The organism is uncultured Enorma sp., from assembly GCA_905210055.1.
GTDB lineage: Bacteria > Actinomycetota > Coriobacteriia > Coriobacteriales > Coriobacteriaceae > Enorma.
Map to the genome: position 1 here is coordinate 1 of CAJLVH010000057.1, position 11,014 is coordinate 11,014.

Annotated in this window: 5 protein-coding genes and 1 pseudogene; 2 read left to right on the top strand and 4 right to left on the bottom strand. The window is 63.1% G+C overall.

Annotated features, from left to right (window positions below):
- Positions 1–191, top strand: a pseudogene (locus QZ079_RS05080) (hypothetical protein); the annotation flags it as partial.
- A gap of 342 nt (positions 192–533) precedes the next feature.
- On the opposite strand, the gene QZ079_RS05085 reads toward QZ079_RS05080, so the two are convergent.
- The gene (locus tag QZ079_RS05085; protein ID WP_297035920.1) at positions 534–2,117 is read right to left on the bottom strand and encodes a Mur ligase family protein; all 1,584 of its coding nucleotides are present in this window, start codon (positions 2,115–2,117) and stop codon (positions 534–536) included.
- A gap of 204 nt (positions 2,118–2,321) precedes the next feature.
- Here QZ079_RS05085 and QZ079_RS05090 point away from each other — a divergent pair, with 204 nt between their 5' ends.
- Complete coding sequence (locus QZ079_RS05090; protein ID WP_297035925.1) at positions 2,322–3,089, top strand: tyrosine-protein phosphatase; 768 nt, start codon at positions 2,322–2,324, stop codon at positions 3,087–3,089.
- A gap of 145 nt (positions 3,090–3,234) precedes the next feature.
- On the opposite strand, the gene QZ079_RS05095 is transcribed toward QZ079_RS05090, so the two are convergent.
- The 3 genes from QZ079_RS05095 to rlmKL form a co-directional block, all read right to left on the bottom strand.
- Entirely contained in the window at positions 3,235–5,496 is a 2,262-nt protein-coding gene (locus QZ079_RS05095) for an LTA synthase family protein (protein WP_297035929.1), read from the bottom strand.
- A gap of 599 nt (positions 5,497–6,095) precedes the next feature.
- On the bottom strand, positions 6,096–8,288 hold the full coding sequence (locus QZ079_RS05100) for a KUP/HAK/KT family potassium transporter (protein ID WP_297035932.1): 2,193 nt from the start codon (positions 8,286–8,288) through the stop codon (positions 6,096–6,098).
- A gap of 201 nt (positions 8,289–8,489) precedes the next feature.
- Complete coding sequence (gene rlmKL, locus QZ079_RS05105; protein ID WP_297035935.1) at positions 8,490–10,940, bottom strand: bifunctional 23S rRNA (guanine(2069)-N(7))-methyltransferase RlmK/23S rRNA (guanine(2445)-N(2))-methyltransferase RlmL; 2,451 nt, start codon at positions 10,938–10,940, stop codon at positions 8,490–8,492.
- Positions 10,941–11,014 lie beyond the last annotated feature (74 nt).

Sequence of the window (11,014 nt, forward strand, 5' to 3'; positions counted from 1 at the left end):
ATGGCGCCGCTTCTGCCGGAGCCGCCACAACCGCAGCGAAGCCCAAACGCGAGCTCACGCCTGAGCAGCAGGCGCGCGTCGAGGCCGCCCGCAAGGCAGCGGTCGCCAAGAAGGCCGCCAAGGCTGCTGCGGAAGCTGCCGGAGAGACCGCCGCGGAGGCCGAGCCCGCTGCGGAGGGTGCCGCGGAATAGTCGCGCCCGAACCTTCCGCTGAAGCTGCGATGGCCAGAGACACCTGAGCTGTCGAGAGAACCGCCTTCCGGTCTGCCGGAGGGCGGTTTTTCATTTCTGTCTCGAAAAAGTGGTGGCGCAGTTCAGATATGCATGATTCGCGGGCCTTGCCAGCCGCCCGCAACGAGCAATCGGCATAGCAATTCAAACGAATCCTGCGGAAACGTAGGTGCTCAGTGGCTTACAGCGATTCAAGTCGAGCGAGCGCAGGCTAATTCACAGCTTGTGGTCAACGCAAATCGTGCATATCTGAACTGCGCCACCACTTTTTGCGATAAAGAACGAAAAACCGCAGCAGCCGCGCTACTTGATGAGTTCCCGCGCAAGTGCGAGGTCGCTTTTCACCTCGGGATACTCGTCGCCGCGGTGCTGGCGGGTCTCATCGCCCTTGGCAAGGAGCAGCACGACGCTTTCCTCGTCATGCGCGTAGGCATCGCGAATGGCATAGGCGACGGCTTCTTCGCGATTGCAGATGGTAATGTGCTCAACACCCACGGGCGTATGGGAAGCGAGTTCGGCGCAGATATCCTCAACGCGCTCGTGTGCAGGATCCTCTTCGGTATAGATGAGGAGGTCGGCATACTGCCCTGCAATGCGCGGCAGAGCTTCGCGGCGTTCGACCGCCTTGTCACCGGGTGCTCCGAAGAGGGCGATGATACGTCTGCCGGGATATTCCTTTTGCACCGACGAGAACAGTGCCTGGTACGAGAGCTCGTTATGCGCGTAGTCGATGATGGCGACGACGCGTCGGTCGGCTGAGGCGACGACTTCCATGCGGCCGGGAACGCGGAGCTGAGCCAGGCCTTGCACGATGGCATCTTCCGGCACGCCCAGGAGTTGCGCACAGGTGATGGCGGCAAGCGCGTTTTCTACGTTGAATAGACCGGGGATGCCAAGATCAATATGCATCTCGGAATGCAGTGCAAACGTGCTGTCGATAGAGGCGTCATGCCCTTTACCATGCGTTACCGCATCGAACGAGCAGCCGGTGGGAGTGGGTTCGATGTGCTGCGCCAGCACGTCCGCAGACACGCTTTCGGTCGTGCTCAGCGTGAGTATGCGCCGCGCAGCGCGGGATGCCTCGAGTACGCGGTCTGCGTGCTCGCTTCCCAGGTTCACCACGGCGGTCGTGCACTGGTCGAAGATTCGCAGCTTGGATGCGAAGTAGTCCTCGAAATTGGGGTGCTCGATGCTCGAGATGTGGTCGCGGCCGATATTCAAGAACACGGCGATTTCGAAAGGAACCCCAAGCACGCGGTCGTACTTGAGGCCTTGGCTCGAGACCTCCATCACCATGATGGATCGACCAGAGCGCGCAGTGTGCCATAGATGGCGCCATAGTTCGGGTGCTTCGGGGGTCGTGTTGTGGCTCTCGTAATGCTCGACGCCGTCGTCCGTTTCGATCGATCCGAGAATCGAGGTTTCCATGCCCGCTGCCTCAAAAATCGAGCGCAGCATGTAGGCAGTGGTGGATTTGCCCTTCGTACCGGTTATGCCCACGATGCGCAGGCCGCGCTCGGGGTGGCCGTAGACTTCGGGTGCGACGAGCGCCATAGCGCGGCGGACGTCGGAAACGGCGAGACAGGGAAGGTGTGGGGCGGCAGCGGCGAGTTCGTCATAGTCAGATTCGCTGCAAAGGTACGCTGCCGCCCCCGCCTTGGCAGCCGACGCCAGATAGCTGGGGTTGAAGGCCGCGCCCTTGCATACGAACAGGTTGCCCGCCTCGACCTCGCGCGAGTCGACGGTCATGCCGAGCACCGCGCTCGCTTCATCCCCATGGCAGGCGACGGAAACATGCGCCTGTCGCAGTGTTTCCGCCAGCTGGCGCAGGGTGATGCGGGGCAGAGGGGCACCCTCGGGAGTAAGCGATGAAGTGACGGCAGACACGATGCCTCCTCGGCTTGAATGATGAACAGTTGCCGACAGTCCTTCATTATACCGACCACACCTGTATGCCGCGCTGTGGCTCCTTGATACAATCATTACTAAACAAGCGGGCTGTCACGTGTTCGCAAGCGATACGATATCGGACGTGTGTTACCACGTGCCGGCGAGCTTTCGGTGCCGGCACGGTTCTTCGCGGGAGCGGAAGTGGCAAATCTGAACAGTACGTTGGAGTTGAAGGGCGCCCGGAACGTGCGCGACCTCGGCGGGTATCCATACGGCACCGAGGCAGGCGCCACAGGCAAGACGGCGTTCGGTGCGTTTCTGCGCGCGGGTTCGCTCGGCGGCCTTCGCGGTGCAGATTTCGCACGGCTTGAGCACTACGGCCTGCGTCGCGTCATCGACGTTCGGAGTTCGTTCGAGACGCGCCATTGGCCCGATCCCTTTGCGGCGGCGGGGCATCCGGGAATCGAGTACGTTCACATCCCCATGTTCGACCAGCTCAATTCGAGCGGCATGCGGGGGCAGATTCCCGCACGCATGCTCGATGTATACCTGCGGCTTCTCGACGACGACGCGGATAGTCTCCGTCGCGTTTTCGAGGCGCTCGATCTGGGCGATGAGCCGGGTTGCGTGCTCTTTCATTGCCGCGCGGGCAAAGACAGGACAGGTGTCATCGCGATGTTGCTGCTGGGGCTCGCGGGCGTGTCGGATGAGGATATCGTGCGCGACTATGTGGCGACCGGTTCTGCCATGACGCCGAGCATGTGGGCGCAACGCGCGCTCGTGACGATCGTCTTGCGCAAGCGCGTCCCTCGCTCGCTGTTCGTGGCGCATGCCGAAGAGATGGAGCGCACGCTGGAGCATCTGTATGAACGGTACGGCACGGCGCGCGCGTATCTGGAGGCGTATGCCGGTGTGGCGCCGGACGTGCTCGACCGCCTTACCGCACGGTTGCGCGGTCGGGAGATGTGACCCAACGCAAGATACCCTCTCGGCGACCGTTTTGCAAAATAACCCCAGCGACTTTTTACATCGGGCTGAAAGATACGAATTGATCCAAATCTATTTCAGCCCGATGTGCAACAGTCGCCGGGGGTTTTACGCTCCCGCCGCGGGACTATTTGATCTTCGTCGTACCGGGGGCGAGATTCGGATTGGTCTCGTTCGCGGCGCCTTGGAGCGTCTTCGTGTACACGCTGTCGCCGTGATCGAAGAGCTTGAGGTACTGCATCTTGGCAAGATCCTCGCGCGCCTTCTGAGCGGCAGAGAATGCCTCGGTTGCGTGCTCGTCTGCAACGGCGCTCGAAAGGTGCCATGCGCCCGTCTGATCTTGGTACCCGATCATGTTGATAGCGGGCATGCTCTCGCGCAGGGCGAGCTGTGCCTTCTGGTAGTCGGTGAGCGGCGCGCCGATGAGGTTCATGACCTCTGCACCCAGGAAGTTCGTTGAGATGTCTTCCTGCTGGCTCTGCTGCTCGCTGCCGGCGAGGTCGTAGTTCGCCCAGATGACGTAGCCGGTGTGGTACAGGCGCTCGCTGTGCGTCGCGTCGTCCTCGCCCTGGAACCATGCGTCGTTGAAATCAGACGGGAAGAACGGCTGGTGATCGCCGAAGAACACGACGACCACCGGGCGGTCGAGCTCCTCGAGTTCGCCCAGGAACTCCTCGAGCGCGCGATCGGACTCCTCGATGAGCGCGAGGTACTCGTTGACCTCGGGATCGTAGGTGCCATCGATGAGGTAGTTCGTCTGCATATCGTTGGGGATGAGGCCGGTGTCGTATCCCGAGTGATTCTGCATCGTGACATCGAAGATGAACTGCGGGTCGTCGTCCGTTTCGAGCATTTCGACGATCTTGTCGTAGGTCTCGGCGTCCGTTACCATGCCGCGCAGGGTATCGGCTCCCTCGAAATCCTCGATGGCGAGGAACTCGTCGAACCCGAAGTCGCGGTACACGTTCTCACGGTTCCAGTTCGTCGCGTGGTTGGGATGCATGGCGGTCGTGGTATAGCCAAGATCGCTGAACTGCTGCGCGAGATTCTCGGCATGCGTGAGGTTATAGATGGTGTAGGGGTAGACGCCGTTACCCAGGTAGGCCATCGAGTCGCCCGTGAGGAACTCGAACTCGGTGTTGCAGGTGCCGCCGCCGTAGGCCGAGACGTAGAGGTCGCCGCGCTGCACGGCGTCGTCAATGCTGTTGAAGAACTCCGGCCCCTCGTATCCCGCATGGAGATTGTCATAGTCCGAGAGGTCGGAGAACGTCTCGTTCATAACGACGATGACCGAGGGCTGCTCGTCCTCGAACTGCTCGACCGCCTCGGCGCGCTCGGGCGTGGTGCCCGCGCTCTCGTCGTAGCTCGCGGCGTATTCATCGATGAGATCCTGCGCACCGCTCTTGGAATACCCTTCCGGCTTGCGCGGCTGGATGGTCTGCGCGCTCGAGATGAACGACGGGATGAAGCCCTGGCGGTAGTAGCTCTCGAGTGGGCGCCACGTATACACCTGGATGCGCAGGAGGTTGTAGTAGTCGACCAGCACGACGTGCCCGATGACGCCGCCGAGGCACAGTACGCCCACGAGCAGGTTGACCAGGAGCTGCTTGCGGGTGCGGTGCTCGCGATCGGGTTTGAGGAGCGCGGCGTAGGCGCTCGTAATCATGGCGAGGGCAAGCGCGACGATGCCGTAGAGGCAGTATGACGTGATACTGAAGATGTATCCGCCGCCCACGGCCGCAGCAGTGGCGATGGCGGTGAGGTCGCCGGGCTGGATGGGCTGCGATTTGAAGGTGATGACGAAATACTCCGCGATGCCGATGGCGAAGAAGACGAACGAGGCGATGGCGGACGCGGCACCACGGCGCTGGAAGAGGTAGAAGAAACCCGCGACGACGGCCGTGACGAGGAAGATCTCCAGCAGCAGGCAGAGCGGGTACATCCACAGCAGGTTATGGTTGCTGGGGAGCTCGAGTGCGAGCGTGGCGAAGATGCCGGTCGCGACCATGGCAAGCGCACAGGCTGCCTGGGGGTGCGGCCAGCGGCTGCCGGGCTCGAAGAGCGCGAGCAGGCGAGGACGTAGGCGCGGGCGGGCAAGTGAGAGGTAGACGCAGCCCGTGAGCACCGCATTCATGATGATCGGGGCGATAGGCTCGTCCTGCACAAGGCCGAGCGCGCCCCACACGCCGATGAACACTTGGATGGCGAGGAACGCAAGCGCCCACGCCACGCCGCTCGCACGGTAGGGAACGCGCCCCGTCTTCGCGGGGGCGGCGTCTTTCTCGGAGGACGAGGCGGCGGTGGCGTTTGTGCGCCAGCCGCGAACCTCGCGTACAGCGAGGACGATGCTTGCGATGGCGGCGGCAAACGAGATGATGGCAACGAGCATGGGAGCCCTTTCGGTCTTTGTGAACAAAGCGAGCAACTAACGGCGTATTTACCAGCGCTTTGCGGAATGCTGATACAAGCAAATCCCCATGATACCCCGCGATTGTCGAGATTCTATCGACAGCGGCTTGCTTTATATAAAACGTTGAAATCGCTGCTAACGAGGTGCGCAGCCGTGACGCGGGCGAACCATATGCAAAGCGGGCAGCGCAGAGGTGCCCTTCGTCACGATGCCGTGCCGCATGGTTTTGAGCGAGCGCTCGCAAGGTGGATGTATGGGTGTGACGGGGTTTGGTGGTCGGGCGGGCGCCGCGTGGTGCGGCTACTCATTCGTTTCGGTTATCAACGGTTGTTTTGCGATGGCGCGAGTAGCCGGAGTTAGTGCACGCTTTCTACCTGCGACTTCTATCATCGAAAGCGGGTGTCTACTCGGCCTCTTACAAAATAACCGTTGATAACCGAAACGAGTTGTTTGGAGCCGCATAGCCTGGGCTGATTTCCCAACAAGAAAGCGCCCCGACCCGCATAAGCGCGAGTCGGGACGCTGCATGTTAGCTAGAGCCTTGCGCACGTTGCGCGCGGTGGGCGCGTTCGCCTCCGTTACGGCCGCTCGTCTGGAGCGATGCGCGTCAGCTTGTCGAAGCTCTTGAACTTCGCGAAGAGCGGCACGTACTCCACGAAAACGCTTGAGTTCTCGAGGCCGAACCATTGTGCGGGCGAGCCGGCGAAGCCACGGATGGCGTATTTCAGCGAGATGGCCGTGCGCTCGCGGCTGTCGATGTCGCTTTCCGGCGCGAGCGTCTTGCGCAGCATGCAGAACTGGAACGAGCCGATGTTGCCCGGGCGCTTATACACGGAGTAATCGCGGCGCTGCGGCGGCAGCTCTCCCGAGGCGGAGAGGTCTTGCACGATCTGGCGGAGGTAGGCGTTCACGCGTTGGTTGACCTTGTAGCCCAAGAACAGGTGCACACGGAAGATGTAGTCCGTGTCGAAGTTCTCGACCGAGTACGCGAAGGTATACGGGTCGTCCATGACTTCGACGTTCACGAACCACCACGCACGGGCGCGCTTGGGGTGCTTGTCGAAGATCGAGAAGAGGATGTCACGATCGAGATAATCTGTGTTCGTGCCGTTCGTGAGGTAGACGAGGTTGTCTGCCACCAGGTCGTAGGTCTGGTCGTCGCGCAGCCGCGCGAGCTGATCGAGGTAGCTGCGCACGGGCAGGAGCGTCGCCTGACGGCGCTCGACGGCGGTGCCCGCGTACCAGCAGAGCATGATGCTCATGATGAGGGCGGCGAGCAAGATGGTGAAGTAGCCGCCGTGGAAGAACTTCGTGAGCGACGAACCGAAGAAGAAGCCCTCGAGCATCACGAAGAACGCCACGAAGATGAACGGGAAGAGCTTGAGCTTGCGCACGCTGTGCAGGTAGATGAAGAGCAGCACTGTCGTGCAGAGCATGGTGATGGTGATGGCGAGGCCGTACGCCGCTTCCATATGCGCGGAGCTCTGGAACAGCAGCACGACGACGATGCAACCCACCCACATGACTTTGTTGACGAGCGGGATGTAGAGCTGGCCCTTCGTCTCGGCGGGGTAGAACACTTGGAGGTGCGGCATGAGGTCAAGGCGGCTCGCCTCGGAGACGAGCGAGAACGCGCCGGTGATGAGCGCTTGCGAGGCGATGATCGCCGCGAGCGCGGAGAGCACGACGCCGAAGGGGCGCATCATGTCTGGGAGCATCTGGAAGAAGGGGTTCAGATCCTCGATGGTCGCGAGGTCGGCGTTGCCCGTGTTGGCAAGGAGCCACGCGCCCTGGCCGAGGTAGCTCAAAATGAGGCATACCTTCACGAACGGCCAGGTGGCGTAAATGTTGCCCTTGCCCACGTGGCTCATGTCGGAGTAGAGCGCCTCGGCGCCGGTCGTGGCGAGGAAGCAGCTGCCCAAGATCATGATACCCGCATGGTTGTTGGGGCTGAACAGGAACTGAATGCCGTAGATGGGGTTGATGGCAAGGAGCACCTGCGGCGCGACGAACATCGAGATGAGGCCGACGCCGCCCAGGAACAGGAACCAGAACGTCATCACAGGACCGAATGCGCGGCCGATCTTCGAGGTGCCGGCGCGCTGCACCGCGAAGAGGATGCAGACGATGGCGAGCGTGATGATGACCACGTTCGTTTGGTTATCGCCGATGAGCGCATGCATCTCGGGGATGGTGCGCAGACCCTCGACCGCGGTGGTGATGGTTACGGCGGGGGTGAGCACGCCGTCGGCGAGCAGCGCCGAGCCGCCGAGCATGGCGGGGATGATGAGCCACTTGCCGAAGCGGCGCACGATGCTGTAGAGCGCGAAGATGCCGCCTTCGCCGCTGTTGTCGGCCTTGAGCGAGACGAGCACGTACTTTATGGTGGTGAGCAGCGTCACCGTCCAGATGACGAGCGAGAGCGCGCCGAGCACGAACTCCTCGGTGACGCTCATGATGCCGCCGTTGCCGGCAAGGAGCGCTTTCGTGACGTACATGGGCGAGGTGCCGATATCGCCGTAGACAACGCCGATGGTGACGAGCATGGCGCCGAGGCTCACCGGGATGGTGTGCGCCTTGGGATGCGCGGCGCCTTCGATGGTCTTGGGGGGACGGACGGTTTTGCGCCCGCGTCCGCGCTTGCCGGTTTGTTCGGCTTTCTTCACGCGTTTGAGCGAGATCGATCCGGTAGAGCTCGGTGGGGCGGCGACCCCGTCGGTCTCGGCCGGGTGTTCGGATTCCGGCTGCTCGACCTTGGTCTTCTGGTCCATTTCGTTGAACTCCTTGAGAGCGTGTTTCGGCGGAATATGCCGTTCGGCCATTATAGCGATATGCGCCCATGTGTGCGAGAGCGGTGGCGCTTTGTCGAGGCGGCGGCGCGGAGTGTTACATAACCCCAGGACTCGGCCTGCATAGCCAGAGCCCCGGGGATGATCTACGCCCTGCGTTTCCCGAGCCTGCGGTTGCTGCGATTATGCCCGGCGTACGAGGTAGCAGTGGTGAATGCGCTTGTTGCGCTGGAAGTCCTCCGGGATGGTCGCATCGGTGATGTCCTCGAGCTCGATGTCTGCGCGCACGAGCGCCTCAACGTCTGGTTTGAATCCGCGCAGGTTGCACGAAAAGATCGCCTCGCCGCTCGGCTCGAGCAAATCGACGACGCCGCGCAGCAGCTCTACATGATCACGCTGGACGTCCCAGGTGCGCTCGCCCATGCGCGCCGAGTTCGAGAATGTGGGCGGGTCGCAGAAGACGAGGTCCCAGCGGTTGGCTGTATGTCGCTGGCGTTCGACCCACGCGAGGACATCGTCGCGTACGAAATGGTGATCGGGGCCGGTGAAGCCGTTGAGTCGCATGTTCTCTTCCGCCCAGTCGAGATAGGTGTTCGAAAGGTCGACGGTCACGGTCTCCTGGGCGCCGCCGCTCGCCGCGTAGCAGCTCGCGGTACCGGTGTAGGCGAAGAGGTTGAGGAACGTGCGGGCTTTCCGGGCGTGCTCGCGCACGAGGCTGCGGGCGAGACGGTGATCGAGGAAGATGCCCGTGTCGAGCCGGTCGTTGAACTCGACGGCAAACGTGAGGCCGCCTTCTTCTATGAGGACGCGTTCGCCATCGCTCGCCGTCCGCCTGCTGGTTTGCTGTGCGCGCCCGTACTGCGAGCCGCCACGCGAGCGCATGCGCGTCTTCACGTGCACATGCTCGGCGGGAACGTCGAGTACGCGGGGCGCGATGGCGAGGATGTCGAGCATGCGCGCATGCGCGATTTCGGGGTCGATGGTGCGGGGCGGCGCGTATTCGGCGATGACGAGCCAGCGTCCGGGAGTCGTCGCACTACCCTCATAGAGGTCGATGGCAGCTGAGTAATCGGGCAGGTCGGCGTCGTAGACGCGATAGCAGGTGACGTCTTCGCGCTTCGCCCAGCGGCGACGCAGGCGCGCGACCTTGATAAGGCGCCGTGCGAACTGCTCGGAGGCGGGGACGATGAGCGGGATGGGCTTCCCATCGCCCACGTCGACGGTGGCGGCAACAGCACCAGCGCCGGCAATGTTGACCTTGGGATGCTTTGCGCCGGGGGAGCTGGCAGCATCCTGCTTTTGAGCCGCGCGCGCATCGTCTGAGCTTTTGCGCTGGCCATCACCTCCTAACGGCGTCTCGCCTGCACCACCCAGTACGGTGAGCACGAGCTCGTCGTTTCCAAGGGAGAGCGTTTGCGTGCCGCGGGCGGATCTGCCGGGGATGTTCGGCACCTCGTTGCGCGCGAGACAGGCGATGCGCCATGAAACGCAGGCCGGAGTGCGGGCGAGCTCGGTCGCGAGGCGCAAGGCCGCTGCTGCCGCGTTCTCGCCGACCGGGGTCGTATCGCCAACGATGGCGCCCATGAGCGGGGCGTTTGCGCGAGCGCGTGGGAGGGCCGCAACAAGCTTGCCCGCTGCGGGCTCAACGATGCCCACGACTGCAGCGAGCCCCGCGGCCCGGACGATGCGTTCAGCTGCTTCGCGGGCGCGCTGATCGAAGTCCGTTGCTACGATGTGCCCGGCGAGCGCTGTCGCATCGAGCTCGCAACCGCGGGCTTCGGCAAGAAGTTCGCGCCAAAGTGCAGGGTCGTGCTGCGCCCACGCCTGGAACCCCCAGCGAGTGCGTGTGGCGCCTGGTGCCCGTCCGGCGAGCATCCCCGCCGCCTCCAAAAGGATGCCGCCTTCGCCACAGGCGATATCGAGTAGGTAGGGAAGGGCGCGCGGCCGCGCTTTTTCGGCATCTGCAGCGTCTGCGGCCGATGCTTCGTTCTCGGAACGTTCCGATGCGGAGGCGGGGCGCTTTGTCTTGCGGCGCGGCAGGGCGGGCTGGCAGAGCTCGCGCCATCCGCCCTCGGCAAGCACGAGCGCAGCGTAATCTGGGCGGAGGATGTCGACACCCGTGGGCGCGCACGCAAGTGCCGCGCGCGGGATACGTTTGAAGAGCGGTTCACCCGAAAGGTCGAAGGAGAGGCTCGCGCGCTCGCCGCGGATCGTGAGCGAAAGGCGGACGTCGGGCGCGTGCGTATCGATGCGAGGGCGCGTGCCGGTGTCCGCGAGCATGCGGTCGGCGATGCCGTCCTTCGCGCGGAGCGAGGCATAGCGCGTGTTGCGGATTGCGTCGTTCGTTCCATGGGCGGAGATGGCGATGCTCGCACCCGGCTTGAGGATGCGCGCCCAGGGGAGTTCGTAGACGCCGCTGTAGAGATCGTCGTCCGTAGCACAGCTAAAACGGCCGATGACGAGGTAAACGCGGCTCGCGAGACGCGACCACAGGCAGGCGCGGTAGGCGTCGCGCGCGTCCCCCTCGAAGGAGACGCGACCTTTGAGCGGTCGGACGCGCGGGATACCGAGGGCGCGCAGCTCATCGGCGAGGGCGCGCTCGAACGTCGCCGGGCAGCTTGCGTAGCATTCCATGGAAAGCCTTTCTTGGTTGGTTGCCCACCATTGTACCTGCTTCGCAGTAGTAAGCGGCGGCGGGTGCCGCGGCG